This is a genomic window from Lysobacter yananisis, assembly GCF_031199375.1.
In the GTDB taxonomy this organism is placed as follows: Bacteria; Pseudomonadota; Gammaproteobacteria; order Xanthomonadales; family Xanthomonadaceae; genus Lysobacter; species Lysobacter yananisis.
Map to the genome: position 1 here is coordinate 4,598,972 of NZ_CP133568.1, position 13,403 is coordinate 4,612,374.

15 protein-coding genes are annotated in these 13,403 nt (G+C 66.3%); 7 read left to right on the forward strand and 8 right to left on the reverse strand.

Annotated elements, in window-relative coordinates; all coding sequences use genetic code 11:
- Positions 1-270: 270 nt before the first annotated feature.
- From RDV84_RS19290 to RDV84_RS19315, 6 genes are all read right to left on the reverse strand, one after another.
- A complete protein-coding gene (locus RDV84_RS19290) occupies positions 271-546 on the reverse strand; it encodes a hypothetical protein (RefSeq protein WP_309151258.1) in 276 nt (91 codons plus the stop codon).
- Positions 547-567: 21 nt separating this feature from the next.
- Complete coding sequence (locus tag RDV84_RS19295; protein WP_309151259.1) at positions 568-786, reverse strand: hypothetical protein; 219 nt, start codon at positions 784-786, stop codon at positions 568-570.
- 3 nt (positions 787-789) lie between these two features.
- Positions 790-1,098 carry a hypothetical protein gene (locus RDV84_RS19300; protein WP_309151260.1) on the reverse strand — a complete coding sequence of 103 codons (309 nt, stop codon included), beginning with the start codon at positions 1,096-1,098 and terminating at the stop codon, positions 790-792.
- Positions 1,099-1,166: 68 nt separating this feature from the next.
- Positions 1,167-1,754, reverse strand: coding sequence for a rolling circle replication-associated protein (locus tag RDV84_RS19305; RefSeq protein WP_309151261.1), 588 nt, complete (start codon positions 1,752-1,754; stop codon positions 1,167-1,169).
- Positions 1,755-1,863: 109 nt separating this feature from the next.
- The gene (locus RDV84_RS19310) at positions 1,864-2,187 is read right to left on the reverse strand and encodes a hypothetical protein (protein WP_309151262.1); all 324 of its coding nucleotides are present in this window, start codon (positions 2,185-2,187) and stop codon (positions 1,864-1,866) included.
- Positions 2,184-2,414, reverse strand: a complete 231-nt coding sequence (locus RDV84_RS19315) for a hypothetical protein (RefSeq protein ID WP_309151263.1) — start codon at positions 2,412-2,414, stop codon at positions 2,184-2,186. The genes RDV84_RS19310 and RDV84_RS19315 overlap by 4 nt, the downstream gene beginning before the upstream one ends.
- A gap of 1,240 nt (positions 2,415-3,654) precedes the next feature.
- Between RDV84_RS19315 and RDV84_RS19320 the strand changes: the two genes are divergently transcribed.
- On the forward strand, positions 3,655-3,792 hold the full coding sequence (locus RDV84_RS19320) for a hypothetical protein (RefSeq protein ID WP_157490380.1): 138 nt from the start codon (positions 3,655-3,657) through the stop codon (positions 3,790-3,792).
- 55 nt (positions 3,793-3,847) lie between these two features.
- Entirely contained in the window at positions 3,848-6,697 is a 2,850-nt protein-coding gene (locus RDV84_RS19325) for a type 2 lanthipeptide synthetase LanM family protein (protein ID WP_309151264.1), read from the forward strand.
- A 36-nt stretch (positions 6,698-6,733) separates the two neighbouring features.
- On the opposite strand, the gene RDV84_RS19330 is transcribed toward RDV84_RS19325, so the two are convergent.
- Positions 6,734-7,744, reverse strand: a complete 1,011-nt coding sequence (locus RDV84_RS19330; RefSeq protein WP_309151265.1) for a LacI family DNA-binding transcriptional regulator — start codon at positions 7,742-7,744, stop codon at positions 6,734-6,736.
- 91 nt (positions 7,745-7,835) lie between these two features.
- Here RDV84_RS19330 and RDV84_RS19335 point away from each other — a divergent pair, with 91 nt between their 5' ends.
- The 5 genes from RDV84_RS19335 (at position 7,836) to RDV84_RS19355 (ending at position 12,599) form a co-directional block, all read left to right on the forward strand.
- Positions 7,836-8,888, forward strand: a complete 1,053-nt coding sequence (locus tag RDV84_RS19335; protein WP_250450475.1) for a sugar phosphate isomerase/epimerase family protein — start codon at positions 7,836-7,838, stop codon at positions 8,886-8,888.
- A gap of 41 nt (positions 8,889-8,929) precedes the next feature.
- Positions 8,930-10,159, forward strand: coding sequence for an MFS transporter (locus tag RDV84_RS19340; RefSeq protein WP_250450478.1), 1,230 nt, complete (start codon positions 8,930-8,932; stop codon positions 10,157-10,159).
- A gap of 13 nt (positions 10,160-10,172) precedes the next feature.
- Positions 10,173-11,327, forward strand: a complete 1,155-nt coding sequence (locus RDV84_RS19345) for a Gfo/Idh/MocA family protein (protein WP_309151266.1) — start codon at positions 10,173-10,175, stop codon at positions 11,325-11,327.
- Between the two features lie 90 nt (positions 11,328-11,417).
- Entirely contained in the window at positions 11,418-12,284 is an 867-nt protein-coding gene (locus tag RDV84_RS19350) for a sugar phosphate isomerase/epimerase family protein (RefSeq protein WP_309151268.1), read from the forward strand.
- A gap of 15 nt (positions 12,285-12,299) precedes the next feature.
- The gene (locus RDV84_RS19355) at positions 12,300-12,599 is read left to right on the forward strand and encodes a c-type cytochrome (protein WP_309151269.1); all 300 of its coding nucleotides are present in this window, start codon (positions 12,300-12,302) and stop codon (positions 12,597-12,599) included.
- 41 nt (positions 12,600-12,640) lie between these two features.
- Here the strand turns inward: RDV84_RS19355 and RDV84_RS19360 are convergent, their stop codons facing one another.
- Positions 12,641-13,366, reverse strand: coding sequence for a 3-keto-disaccharide hydrolase (locus RDV84_RS19360; RefSeq protein ID WP_309151270.1), 726 nt, complete (start codon positions 13,364-13,366; stop codon positions 12,641-12,643).
- Positions 13,367-13,403: the final 37 nt, after the last annotated feature.

The window sequence follows — 13,403 nt, forward strand, 5'->3', positions numbered from 1 at the left end:
GTAGACCGCCGGTCAAAGTTGGTCGCCGCACTCGGTGCAAAACGCATCGCCCTCATCGTTGAACGCACCGCAGCCTGCGCAATTCATCATCGAGTCCGCCCTGTCTTCCTCGGGCGGTTCGCAGGACACGCACCAACCACCCTCGACGTGTAGAGCGCCGCATTGCTCGCACTCAACCAATTCCTCGGTTTCCTGGCCGCAGTGCGAACAAAACGACGCATCCACTTCGGTCTCGCATTCCATGCATCCGCGAGACATGACGGCGGCCGCTTACTTGGCGCGCTTGATGAAGCCGTACAGGACGAACATGAAGACGACGCCGACCAGGATCACCAGGATCGCCTTCACGTCGCCGTTCAGGCCGCCGATGGCCGCGAGGGCGGCGGCGCCGATGCCCGAGTCCTGGGCGGAGGCGGCGCCGGAGACCGCGAGCGCGGTGGTGCCCACGCCGATCTTGGCGGCGTGCTTGCGGGCGAAGGTGGAGAGGGTGGCGCCATAGCGGCGGGCGGTGTTGGGGAAGCTGTTGAAGCGGATGCTGTTGAACATGGGTTTTCCTCTGTTGGGCTCTTACGAGCGGTGGGTTTCCTGCTGTCCGGTGCGGATCAGCAGTCTTGCGACAACGCCAAGCGTCCACGTGGCGCCGATAGCGCCGGCGATCAGAGCGCCGTCGGTAGCGGACAACACGGGAAAGAACTGCGGCGGGGTGCCGTAATACGGGTGCGCGCACTCCCCCGTCGCCTCGTTGAAGTCCTCGACGTTGCAGGCGAGGAAGTACGCGTTCGCCATGGCTTAGGCCGCCTTGGGCGACGGAGCGGGCTTGGCCTCGACCAGCGGCCGCAGCGTGCGGCGACGGGCCAGGTCGGTGCGGCCGTAGCGACCGGGGACCAGGTCGGCGGTCACGTCCCACTGCCACTTGCTGCCGACCGCCAGGGCCTGATCGGGCGTATCGAACTCGTGATCGATCTGCACGCGCATCTGCGCGGTTTCGAGCGTGGCGGGCTGAAAGTGCAGCTGCTTGGCGAAACCCTTGGCGTCGGTGATGGTGCGAACCTGGGCGGGACCGGCGATGGTGATAACGGGAGCTTCGATGAGATTCATGTCTGGCCTCTTTGGCTGTCGTCGTTGTGGTCGGTGCTGCGAATTTCAGGCGGACTGGTAGGGTCAAGCTAAGGACCGTGGCCGCTCGGCCGTCCTCTCTTGGTGCCCTCCCAGCGCGATGCTTGCATCAGTCCGCCAGTGTCCGGTTCGTCGTGCGCGACCCCGGACAGGTCGCCTTGCTGCGGTGCTGCTGCGTAATCGGGGCGTGCGGGTTGCCACGCTCCGAAATTCGGGGACAGATCCACCAAGCCGTCTTTGACGACGTATTTGCTTACGTAGTCGGCGACCTGGTGCTGTGATCGCGGTTGCTCCAGCTGGTTACGGCCGAACTCGCGGTACCACCACTCATGCCAGGCGTAGCGGGACATGAGGTGGTTAAGGTCAGCCGTGGGCGCGGACAGCAGCGCGTGGAAATGCAGCCGGCCGTCCTTGTGGAACTCGCTACCTCGCGCCCACTGGATGCCGCGATGCCATCGCGTGTTCCACTTGGGGCCGTAGATTTCGCGATTGAGGCAGCTGACGAAGTAGCGAAACGCTTTGTCGGCCGCTTCTGGATGCATAGAACCGTTCGCGCCGGTTCGGTTGACCGCGACGACTTTTCCGCTGTGCTTGTCGCGGAAGTGCTTTTCGCGTCGAAAAGTGAGAGTTGCGAACACATGTGCGGGACGGGGCCTGAGAAGCTCAGACCAGGCGTCGCGTAGACGCGTATCCGCGACACCGTACAGTTCCGGCTGATCCAGTAGCTCGACATGGCCTGATCCCACGTCACGCCTGCGCGCTCTTGCTCAACACGCGCTGTTCGTAGCCAGGCACGTACGAAGGGAAACCCATCTCCGCAACCAAGCGGTCACAGCACCAAGGGCAACTAGGCCCGCAGCAATCACCGCAGTCGTAATCGCCCCATTCGTCGGATTGAATTTCGTGACGCGTTTCGGAAAGGTCGCCGGTCTGCGCCGTCGCGGTGGACAGGCACAACGCCTCGCGTTCCGGTTGAGTCGCCAGGTGCCGGAGCAAGCCGGCGACCCGCGACAGGAGAACGATGGCGCAGACGGCGAAGCCGAGAGCGAGGACGCCGGCGGCGGCGGTCACAGCAGGCCGACCTGGCGAGAAAGGCTGCCGACCAGGTCGCGCTGGTTGCGATAGGACGCCAGGCAGAAGCCGGCTGCGCGAGCCGCGTTATGATGCTCGACAGTGCCAGGGGTGAGACTCGCAACGGTGCGGCGAGCGTGCTCAAGAATGCGGTAGCGGATCGCTTCACCCGCAACGGCCTCTTGCAGCAGGCCGCGAAGAATTTCGTGACGCGTGACGGTTTGCATCCCCTACCCCCTGTAGGCCGGGGGGCGACGGCGCGGGCCTCGGGGGGCGGGCGCCGGGCCCCACCCCCCGGCGGTTGCCCTGTCTACCCAGCGGCAGACAGGTGCAATGTATGCTCGGCGTTAGACACTTGTCAACCGGCGGTGATACATGATCGGGATAGCAGACCTCCTGGACCGAGCCAGGAAGCATTCGGGTATCAGCAGCGACTCGGCGCTAGCAGAGCGGCTAGGCCGTTCACGGCAAGCGCTCTCGCATTGGCGGGTCGGATACAAGGTTCCGGAAGACGACCAGGTGATGGCGCTGGCGCGCTTGGCTGGCGAAGACCAAGGGCCCTGGTTGCTGGTAGCGCAGGCGGCGCGAACGACAGGCGCAGCGCATGAGGCTTGGGTAGCCCTGGCGCGCCGGCTCGGGGCGGCGGCGTCGGTCACGTTGATGTTGTTCGCGGTGTCGCTGCCCTCGCCCGCCAAGAGCCGTTCAGTTCTGTCGATCGACGAAGCTGAACCGGCGCGGGTGGTACACATTATGCGAAATTAGCTAAGGAGCGGAAAGGTCTTCCGGTGCGCCGGTATCCCATCGCCCCCTGGCGTTTTCGCGAGGCCCGTTTGAGCTGCGGCCTGAGCGTCGCTGCTTGTGCGGAACTGCTGCAGGTCACCGAAAGTGCATCCGGTGCTGCCGACAGCATCGACCTTAGCGTGGCCCTGACAAAAAAATCTGCGTTGTTTAGTGCGGCAGGTGCATAAGTATTTTCGCAAAGTAACTGCGAAGCGCACCATCCGAGTGAGGCTGATCCAACAACTCCGACAAGTCGTCCCTTGAGGCCAACGCAGCCTCTATCGCTCGCTTCATTTCCTCTGGCCCGAACGCAATCCCCTCCCCGGTCTCAATCATATAAAGGGTTTTAGGGAACTGCGCATCGAGATCTTTCACGAAGATCAAGGTATACATAATGACCGCGACTACACCTTTCCAACCATCCATACGATCAAGCCTCAGGAGGAACACGAGTTTAGACCCAAGAGGATGTGCGACGCCGGAGTCGCGACGCTCTATCGAGCGAGCGTTCGGCGGGACAGGAATGTGAAATCACCATTAAGGAACACTTGAATAAGTTGCGAGAGTGCCTGGATGTTCTGCTTGTCTCGAACAAAGACCCGACACGATTGCTGCACATTGATGCGGACGAATGTGCGGCTGACTCGGAGTGATGTCCGCTGACCATCTGTGGAGAGGATATTGACCATGCCAGTGCAAATCGATCTTTCGACCGAAGATTTCGAGCAGCTGCAGCAAGAAGTGATCGGCGAGCCCGATCTGTGCGACGACAAAATGGAAACCGCCCGCGTGCCGTGGACTCCGCGCTGGACTTGCATCGCCTGATCCCGATGCGGGACCCGATGATGGGCTGCATCGGCAGCCCATCATCGTGCCAGTCATGCTGAGCGACGAAGACCTGCGAAGACTGGACCCTTTCCTGGGGTGGGCAGCGCCGTTGTTCGAGCCGGCGCTGCATCGTGTCGCGGGCATCTACGAATCCGCCGCCCGAAGTCATCCCGACAAACTCGACTCTCAAAGCCTGCTGCCGAGCATCCGCTCGGCATTTTCGACCCCGCTCCTGCTGTGGAGCTTTCGCGCCCTGATCCTGGAGATCGCCCTGGCTCGCCATCGCGGGCTCCTGCGCGGAGATACCGCACAGCAAAAATTCCAGTTCTTCATCGAGCATATTCAACGCGTCTCCGGCCGCAGCGCCATCGAAAAGAACTATCCGCTGCTGAGCGGCGATATCGTCCGCATCACGACGCAAGTCGAGCGGACGCTGTACCTGCTCCTGGAGCGCATCACGAACGATCACGCCTCGTTGGGCGCGTTCGTTCCCGGCGCCTGCGGAATCGGAGCGTGGCGCGGTTTCGAAACGGGCCTGGGCGACAGACACGACGACGGCAACACCGTGGCGCGATTGGCGTTCGAGCACGGGGCCCTGTTCTACAAGCCGCGCCCGATGGCCATGGACACGGCATTTGCCCGATGCCTGCGCATGCTCGCGGATCGGGGAATCCGGCCGGGACAGCGCTCGCCGCTCGTGCTCGACAAAGGAACTTACGGATATGCCGAGCCTATCGAGCACGTCCCGACAGGCGACGAGGACGCGGCAACCTCTTACTACGGCCGGTATGGAGGCCTGATAGCCATCGCCCATGTGCTTGCCGCTTCGGACCTGCATTTTGAGAACGTCATCGCCTCCGCAGGCTATCCGGTCATCGTCGATCTGGAGACGTTATGCCAGCCGCGCTCCAGCCAGATCGAACAAGGTAATGGCTGGGCGGCCGGCGCCAGATCCATTCTGGAATCCGGATTGCTGCCCACCAGGGAGAGCATGCTGGACTCGGTGGACATCAGCGGTCTCTCGACCGGCGCCGAGCATCGCCTCGTGCACAGGATCATAGGCGCCGGCAGCGATGAAATCCGGCTGGCGCAGGTCAAAGAAAAACCAGGCCATGGGCACAACCTGCCGGTACGCGACGACGGCGGCGTATTGCTTCCCTATGCGTACGCCGATTCGATCCTGCGGGGATTCGAATCCACTTACGCCGGCTTGTTGGACCACAAGGATTGGCTGCTCGCCGAGGACGGGCCCTTGTTGCAATTCTCCTGCCTCAAGTCGAGGGCCGTACTGCGATCCACCGCGATCTACGGTCGCCTGCTGGACGCCATGTCGCATCCCAAGTACCTGCGGGACTCGCACAAGCGGAGCGAAGCCCTGGACAGACTGAGTGTGGGCTACGAGGCTTGGCCCGCGCTGCGCAGCGTTGGTTGTTCGGAACGGCACGCCCTCGAGCGCGGCGACGTTCCGAGGTTCTGGATCCGGGGAGACAGCCTGGAGGTCGAGGACGAGGACGGGCGTCGCACAGGCGGGCTTTTTTCGAGTTCCGGCATCCGGGAAATGCGAAAGCGCGTGCGATCCCTTTCGCCGCTGGATTTCCGCAGGCAACGCTATCTGCTCCATCAGTCGCTGGAAAGCACCCGGCTCGATGAGCCCGCGATGGCATCCCGCCCGATGGCGGCGAGGCGCGAACGTACCGCTCCGCGTTCCTTCGAGGAGATGGCGCTGCAGATCGCGGACCAGATCGTGGCGATGCGTTTCTGCGATCGCGGCGAAACCCGGTTCATTCACCTCGACTATTCCTCCGAAGACGTCCCGCGCCTGGCCCAGATGGACGAGGCGCTGTACGAGGGGCTTGCGGGGGTGATGCTGATGCTGTCGGAAACGGGGCTACGGACCGGCCACAGCGAACTCGTCGCCCGCTCGGCGGCCGCGATGGAATCCATCGACCGCCGCCTGCGGCGCAACCCCGACGCCCTGCCCTCCATCGGTGCCTTCAATGGCCTGAGCGGCTGGATGTATGCGCTGCTGGTGTTGGGACTGCGCCAGCGGCGGCCCGACTTGGTTGATGCCGCGCTTGCGTGGGTTCCGACCATTTTCGAGCGCATTGCCGAAGACCGGGAGTTCGATGTCATCTCCGGTGCCGCGGGTTGCCTGCTGGTGCTGCTGCAACTGCACGTTCATCGCGATGATCCCGACTTGCACGCAGCGACGAGATGCTGTGCCGATCGCCTGATTGCAGCAGCCAGGCAAGACGCGTTCGGCGCGTACTGGCACGACGGGGGCGACGATGTCCTGGGTGCGACTGGATTCGCGCACGGGTCCGCGGGCATCGCGGCGGCCCTGGCCCGCCATGCGGCCGCATTCGACGATGCGCGCTGCCTGAGAATGGCCCTGTCCGCGCTCGAGCGGGAACGTGTCGCCTACCGGCGCCGCGGAGGCTCGTGGTACGACCTCGACACCACGAACGCCACGCAGGCACGTAAGGGGACCGCATCGTGGTGTCATGGCGCCTCCGGCGTGGGACTGGCGCGTCTGCTTTGGCCGACGGCCTATCGCGATGCCGCCTGGGAGCGCGACGTCGATCATTGTTTGAACGCCGTGCTTGTCGGCATGGACGACGCTGCGGGACACTGCCTGTGCCATGGAAGTTGGGGGAACCTCGACTTTCCGTTTGAATGGGCGGTTCAGTCCGGCGACCGGGCATTGTTGGCGCGATGCCGCCGGCTCGCCGACGCGCTGTTGGCTCAGGGCAGCAACGGCTGGGTTTGCGGCGGCCGCACTGAAAACGAGATGCCGCTGGGTTTGATGATCGGGCTCAGCGGCATGGCCTATGCATGCTTGCGCGCTGCCGATCCGGAACACGTGCCGTCGATACTGAGCTTGAGTGTTCCCCGGCCCTAGTGCGGATGCAGAGCAGCGGTGACCGGACACCCCGCCCTACGGCGCCAACGCAGCAGTCGACCCACGCAGCATCAAACTGAAATCCAGCGTCTGCTGATGCGGCACGTCCACCGCCTCGATGATCGCGAGCAGCAAGTTGACGGCACGCACGCCGATCTCGCGCATGGGTTGGCTGATGGTCGTCAGCGGCGGGGTCAGGTAACGCGACGACGCCAGATCGTCGAAACCGACGATCGAGAAATCCTCGGGCACGCGCAGGCCCAGGTCGCGGCACGCGGCGAGAACCCCTAGCGCCATCTGGTCGCTGAAGCAGAACGCCGCGGTCGGGGCGGCGCCCTGCCCCTGCCCCAGCAGTTTTTTCCCCGCGGCATAGCCGGACTCGATCGAAAAGTCGCCGGGGGCGATCTTCAGCAGCCGCAGGCGTCCCCGCGTCCTGGCGGCGGCCTCGACGCCTTCCAGCCGTTGTCGGTGCAAGGGATTGTCGGGCGGGCCGCCGATCACGGCGATCCGTTCGTGCCCGAGGCCGTACAGATGCTCCATCGCCGCGCGCGAGGCGGCGGCGTTGTCGATGTGGACGCTGGGAATGCCCAGCGCCGGGTCGAACTCGCAGCCGTTGACCACCGGCGCGGTGGCGCCGAGCCGCTTGACGATCTCCTGCGCCGTAGGCGGCAGCCGGTGCCCGAGCACGATCAGGCCGTCGGCCTCGTTGCGCGGCAGCATCTGCGCGTAGCGCTCTTCGCGATCCGGCCGGTTCTGGGTGTCGCCGAGCAGCACCGCGTAGTCGGCCGCCTGCGCGGCGTCTTCGGCGCCTTGCAGGATCTGCGCGAAGAACGGATTGGCGATGTCCGGGACCGTGACCAGGATCTTGCCGCTGCGCTGGGTCTTGAGCGTGCGCGCCACCGTGTTGGGGACATAGCCCAGCGCGGCGGCCGCTTCCTCGATGCGCTGGCGCGTGGCCGGCAGCACCTTGTCCGGCCGCGACAGCGCGCGCGACACGGTGCCGGCGGAAACGCCGACGTGTTTTGCGATGTCGTAAATGGTCGCCATGCCTCAGCCCGACGGTCCCCGCTGCGCTGCACAACGCGTATCGTGGCGACCCCGTGCTAGGATTGCAATCGATTGCATCGGGCGGATTTCCATGAAAACACTCAAGGGTCCAGCGCTGTTCCTCGCGCAGTTCATCGGTGACAAACCTCCGTTCGATCGGTTGGACACTCTGGCCGAGTGGGCCGCCGGCCTGGGCTATTCTGGCGTACAAGTACCGACCAGCGCGCCCCACCTCTTCGATCTCGCCCAGGCCGCCCGCAGCCAGGCCTATTGCGACGACGTCGCCGCGACCTTGGCCCGGCACGGCATCGAGATCACCGAGCTGTCCACGCATCTGCAGGGCCAGCTGATCGCGGTCCATCCAGCCTACGACATCTTGTTCGACGGTTTCGCCCCGGCGGAAAAGCGCGGCGATCCGCCCGCCCGCCAGGCCTGGGCGGTCGAGCAGCTGATGCTGGCGGCGCAGGCCAGCCAGCGCCTGGGGCTGAGCGCGCACGCGACCTTTTCCGGTGCGTTGGCCTGGCCTTATTTCTATCCCTGGCCGCAACGGCCGCACGGGCTAGTCGACGCCGCCTTCGCCGAACTCGGCCGCCGCTGGCGTCCCATCCTGGACGCGTTCGACGCCTGCGGCGTGGACCTGTGCTACGAGATCCATCCGGGCGAAGACCTGCACGACGGCGCGACCTTCGAGCGCTTCCTCGACGCCGTCGATCACCACCGGCGCGCGAAGATCCTCTACGACCCCAGCCACCTGCTGCTGCAGCAGATGGACTACCTGGGCTTCATCGACCGCTACCACGAGCGCATCGGCATCTTCCACGTCAAGGACGCCGAGTACCGCGCCAGCGCGCGCAGCGGCGTCTATGGCGGCTATCAGGACTGGATCGACCGTCCCGGGCGGTTCCGCTCGCTCGGCGACGGTCAGGTCGATTTCAAGGCGATCTTCTCCAAGCTGGCCCAGTACGACTTCCCGGGCTGGGCGGTGTTGGAGTGGGAGTGCTGCCTGAAGCATCCGGAAGACGGCGCGCGCGAGGGGGCCGCGTTCATCCGCGACCATCTCATTCGCGTTACCGAGCGCGCGTTCGACGACTTCGCCGACAGCGGCGCCAGTCCCGAGCGCACGCGCAGCCTGCTGGGGATTTGATTCGACGCGGTCCGCGCTGTGGAAGCCACCAAGGGGACACCATGACGTTCACCATGCCGCGCCTGAGCGCGATGATGTTTCTTCAGTTCTTCATCTGGGGGGCGTGGTTCGTCACCCTGGGCACCTACCTCGTGCAGGGGCCGCTGCAGGCCAGCGCGAGCCAGGTCGCGACGGCGTTCCTGAGCCAGTCCATCGGCGCCATCGTCGCGCCGTTCCTGGTCGGGCTGATCGCCGACCGCTACTTCGCGGCGCAGCGCATCCTGGCGCTGCTGCATCTGGCCGGCGCGGCGCTGATGTGGGGCGCCTCGACGGCGACCAGCTTCGGCGCGTTCTCGGCCTGCGTCATGGCCTACATGCTGCTGTTCATGCCGACGCTGGCCCTGGCCAACAGCATCGCGATGCGGCACATGCAGGCGCCGGAAAAGCAGTTCCCGCCGGTGCGCGTCGCCGGCAGCATCGGCTGGATCGTCGCCGGCGTGCTGATCGGCTGGCTGGGCTGGGAACAGGCGCATCGGCTCGACCTCACCTTCAAGATGGCGGCGGCGGCCTCGCTGCTGCTCGGCCTGTATGCGCTCACCCTGCCGCACACGCCGCCGCTGGAGCGCCAGCGCGAGGCCGGGCTCGGCCAGATCCTCGGACTGGACGCGCTGCGCCTGCTGAAATCGCGTTCCTACCTGGTGTTCTTCCTGGCCTCGATCGCGATCTGCATACCGCTATCGTTCTACTACAACTTCACCAATCCGTATCTCAACGATCTCGGCGTGCGCGGCGCGGCCGGATTGCAGTCGCTCGGCCAGGTGTCGGAAGTGCTGCTGATGCTGGCCATGCCGTTCCTGTTCGCGCGGCTGGGCGTCAAGACCATGCTGGCGCTGGGCATGGCCGCGTGGGTGCTGCGCTACGTCCTGTTCGCCTACGGCGACGCCGGCGCTGGGTTCGCCCTGCTGGTGACCGGCATCGTGCTGCACGGCATCTGCTACGACTTCTTCTTCGTCACCGGCCAGATCTATACCGACGCCCATGCCGGCCCGGCGTTCCGCAGCAGCGCGCAAGGCTTCATCACTCTGGCGACCTACGGCGTCGGCATGCTGATCGGCAGCTTCCTGTCCGGCGCGGTGGTGGAGCACTACACCACGGCGGCCGGCCGCGACTGGCAGCAGATCTGGCTGTTCCCGGCCGGCGTCGCGCTGCTCGTGCTCGCGGCGTTCTTGTTGCTGTTCCGCGAACGGCCGGCGGCGGTTTCCGCCGCGCCTTCCACGCCATCCGCCCCCTGAGGAACACCGACCGATGAGCCAGCTCGGCGTCGCCATCGTAGGCACTGGAATGATCGGCAACGTGCACCGCCGCGCGGCGATCCTGGCCGGCGCCCGGGTTTGCGGCGTGAGCGCGTCGTCGCCGCAACGCGCCGCGGACGTGGCGTCCGCCTGGAATGTCGCACGCGCCTACCGCGATATCGAAGAAGCGCTCGCCGACCCGCAGGTGCAGGTCGTGCACATCTGCACGCCCAATCATCTGCATCGGGCGATGGCACAGGCCGCGCTGGCGGCCGGCAAGCACGTGATCTGCGAAAAGCCGTTGGCGACCACGCTCGAAGACGCCGGCGCCCTGGCGGCCGCGGCCGCCGCCAGCGGGCTCGTGGCCACGGTGCCGTTCGTCTACCGCTACCACCCGGTCGTACGCGAGGCGCGCGCGCGCATAGCGCAGGGCGAACTGGGGCCGTTGCGGCTCATCCACGGCAGCTATCTGCAGGATTGGCTGCTGGACCCGGCCAGCAACAACTGGCGCGTCGATCCGGCGCTGGGCGGCCCCTCGCGCGTGTTCGCCGACATCGGCTCGCACTGGTGCGATCTGGTGGAATGGGTCGCCGGCGAGCGCTTCGTCGAGGTCAGCGCCGCCTTCGAAACCGTGATCGCGCAGCGCAGCGCCGTCACCGGCGAGAGCTACGCCCGCCCGGCCGCCGACGGCGCGATGCAGGCCGTTTCCAGCGAAGACGTCGCCGCGGCCATGTTCAAGACCGGCAGCGGCGTGCTGGCCTCGCTAACGGTCAGCCAGGTCTCGGCCGGACGCCGCAACCGCCTGTGGTTCGAAATCGACGGCGCCCGGGCCAGCGTCGCGTTCGACCAGGAAGACAGCGAACGGCTGTGGATCGGATTGCCCGACCAACGCGAAGAGATCTTCGTGCGCGGCCCGGCGGCGGGCAGCGCCGAGCAATGCAGGCTGTCGCTGCTGCCGGTCGGCCACGCACAGGGCTACGGCCATTGCTTCGAAGCCTTCGTCGCCGACACGTATCGCGCCATCGGCGCCGAAGCGCCGGAAGGATTGCCGAGCTTCGACGACGGGCTGCGCTCGGCGCTGATCGTCGACCGCGTCATCGCATCGGCGCGGACGCGCGCCTGGACCTCCATCGGCCGCGCGGTCGACGAGGAACGCCGGCCCGCCTGATCCAAGCACCCGCCACGACGCGCCGCCCGCCCTCCCCGCACGCCTGGGCCATCGTTTCGTCCGCAGCCATCACCCTCCCGGGAAGACACCATGACGACAGCCACTCCACGCCTCCTCGCGGCCGCCGCGCTCGTGCTGCTGACCGCCCTGCCCGCCTTCGCCCAGCGCGCCGACAACCGGGCCAAGCCCATCGCCGTGCAGATGTACACGCTGCGAGAGGTCGCCTCGCTCGACGAGCAGTTGAAGATCGTGCACGACGCCGGCATCCGCGCCGTCGAGACGGTCGGCACGCAGGACGTTTCGTCCAAGCGGCTCAAGCGGCTGCTCGCCAAGTATTCGATCAAGGCGATTTCGACCCACGCGCAGCTCACCAATCTGCGCCGCGATCTCGACGGCGTGGTGGCGTTCAACAAGGCGGTCGGCACCAACACGCTGGTGGTGCCCTACCTGGCGAAGGAAGAGCGCCCGACCGACGCCGCCGGCTGGATCGCGCTGGGCAAGGAGCTCGGTGGGATCGCGGACAAGCTGCGCGCCAAGGGCATGACCCTCGCCTACCACAACCACGATTTCGAGCTCGCCGAACCCGCCGGTTCGGGCGGCAAGACCGGTCTGGAACTGCTGTTCGAAGGCGCCGGCCCGCGCTTGCAGGCCGAACTGGACCTGGCCTGGATCGCGCGCGCCGGCCACGACCCGGTCGCCTTGCTCGGCAAGTTCCGCGGACGCGTGTTCGCCGTCCACGCCAAGGACAACGCCCCGCAAGGCCAGGCCAAGGACGAAGACGGTTTCGCCGCCCTGGGCCAGGGCGTGCTGGACTGGAACGCGATCCTTCCCGCCGCCGAGCGCGCAGGCGTGCGCTGGTACATCCTCGAGCACGATCACCCGCTCGATCCCGCCGCGGTCGTCAAGACCGGCGCGGCCTACCTCAACCAGCACCTGCCCGCGGGCGCGGGCCGCTGATCGCGGAGCATGCCCATGTCGAAGTCCATCGCGGTCGCCGTTCTGCCCTTCCTCGCCGCGGCGTTGGCCGCCGCGCCCGCCATCGCACAGGATTCCGCGGCCGGCGCCAAGCTCTATGCCGCCAATTGCGCGTCCTGCCACGGCCCCAATCGCGCGGGCATGGGCGAAATGTTTCCCGCCCTGACCGACGTGGGTAAGCGGCTGGACGCGAAGAAGATCAAGGAACGGATCAAGACCGGCGGCGGACTGATGCCGCCGTTCGGCCAGTTGTCGGAGAAGGATCTCGAAGACCTCGCGGTCTTCCTGAAACAATAAGACGCGGGCCGCGGCGCAGCGTCCCGCCGCGCGCCCGCCGTCTACAGTTCGCGTACCCAGATGTTGCGGTAGCTGACCTTGGCGTCGTGGTCCTGCAGGTAGATCGGCGCGCAGCCGTGGGGCGAATACGACGGCGCGCCGATGTATTCGGTCTTGCCCGACAGCACGGTGTCGTCCTGCACCAGCACGCCGTTGTGCAACACGGTGATGCGCGCGGGCGAAACCAGGCCGCCGCCCTGCGCGAAGCGCGGCGCTTTCCAGACGACATCGTAGGCCTGCCACTGGCCCGGCGCGCGCGAGGCGTTCGCCAGCGGGATCGCCTGCTTGTAGATCGACGCCGCCTGGCCGTTGGCATAGGTCGGATTGTCGTAGCTGTCGAGCACCTGCAGCTCGTACAGCTCCTGCAGGAAAATTCCGCTGTTGCCGCGATGCTGGCCGTCGAATCCGCGGGTCTGGGCCGGAGTGCGCCATTCGACATGCAACTGGATGTCGCAGAAGCGGCGTTTGCTGCGGATGCCCTTGCTGCCCGGCACCACGGTGAACGCGCCGTCGGCCACGGTCCACGAAGCCTGACCGCCCTGCTCCGCCTCCCACGCCGAGAGGTCCTTGCCGTCGAACAGCACCACCGCATCGGACGGCGCGGCGTCCTTCGGCGTGGCCACTGCCTTGGGTACCGGCGTCCAGACTTCGGTCTTGGCAGGGTCGCGTTGCTGCTGGTCTTGGGCTTGCGCGAACGCGGGGGCCGCAACGAGGGCGGCGAACGCCATCGACAGGACCGGCGCGCCGATTCTCGCCCCGGCGATC

Bases quoted from the DNA above. Each gene is read 5' to 3' on its own strand.
- RDV84_RS19340 (WP_250450478.1), top strand. From the start codon at position 8,930: ATGACGTTCACCATGCCGCGCCTGAGCGCGATGATGTTTCTTCAGTTC.
- RDV84_RS19290 (WP_309151258.1), bottom strand. From the start codon at position 546: ATGTTCAACAGCATCCGCTTCAACAGCTTCCCCAACACCGCCCGCCGC.
- RDV84_RS19345 (WP_309151266.1), top strand. From the start codon at position 10,173: ATGAGCCAGCTCGGCGTCGCCATCGTAGGCACTGGAATGATCGGCAAC.
- RDV84_RS19325 (WP_309151264.1), top strand. From the start codon at position 3,848: ATGCTGAGCGACGAAGACCTGCGAAGACTGGACCCTTTCCTGGGGTGG.
- RDV84_RS19330 (WP_309151265.1), bottom strand. From the start codon at position 7,744: ATGGCGACCATTTACGACATCGCAAAACACGTCGGCGTTTCCGCCGGC.
- RDV84_RS19355 (WP_309151269.1), top strand. From the start codon at position 12,300: ATGTCGAAGTCCATCGCGGTCGCCGTTCTGCCCTTCCTCGCCGCGGCG.
- RDV84_RS19335 (WP_250450475.1), top strand. From the start codon at position 7,836: ATGAAAACACTCAAGGGTCCAGCGCTGTTCCTCGCGCAGTTCATCGGT.
- RDV84_RS19320 (WP_157490380.1), top strand. From the start codon at position 3,655: ATGCCAGTGCAAATCGATCTTTCGACCGAAGATTTCGAGCAGCTGCAG.
- RDV84_RS19295 (WP_309151259.1), bottom strand. From the start codon at position 786: ATGGCGAACGCGTACTTCCTCGCCTGCAACGTCGAGGACTTCAACGAG.
- RDV84_RS19360 (WP_309151270.1), bottom strand. From the start codon at position 13,366: ATGGCGTTCGCCGCCCTCGTTGCGGCCCCCGCGTTCGCGCAAGCCCAA.
- RDV84_RS19300 (WP_309151260.1), bottom strand. From the start codon at position 1,098: ATGAATCTCATCGAAGCTCCCGTTATCACCATCGCCGGTCCCGCCCAG.
- RDV84_RS19315 (WP_309151263.1), bottom strand. From the start codon at position 2,414: ATGCAAACCGTCACGCGTCACGAAATTCTTCGCGGCCTGCTGCAAGAG.
- RDV84_RS19350 (WP_309151268.1), top strand. From the start codon at position 11,418: ATGACGACAGCCACTCCACGCCTCCTCGCGGCCGCCGCGCTCGTGCTG.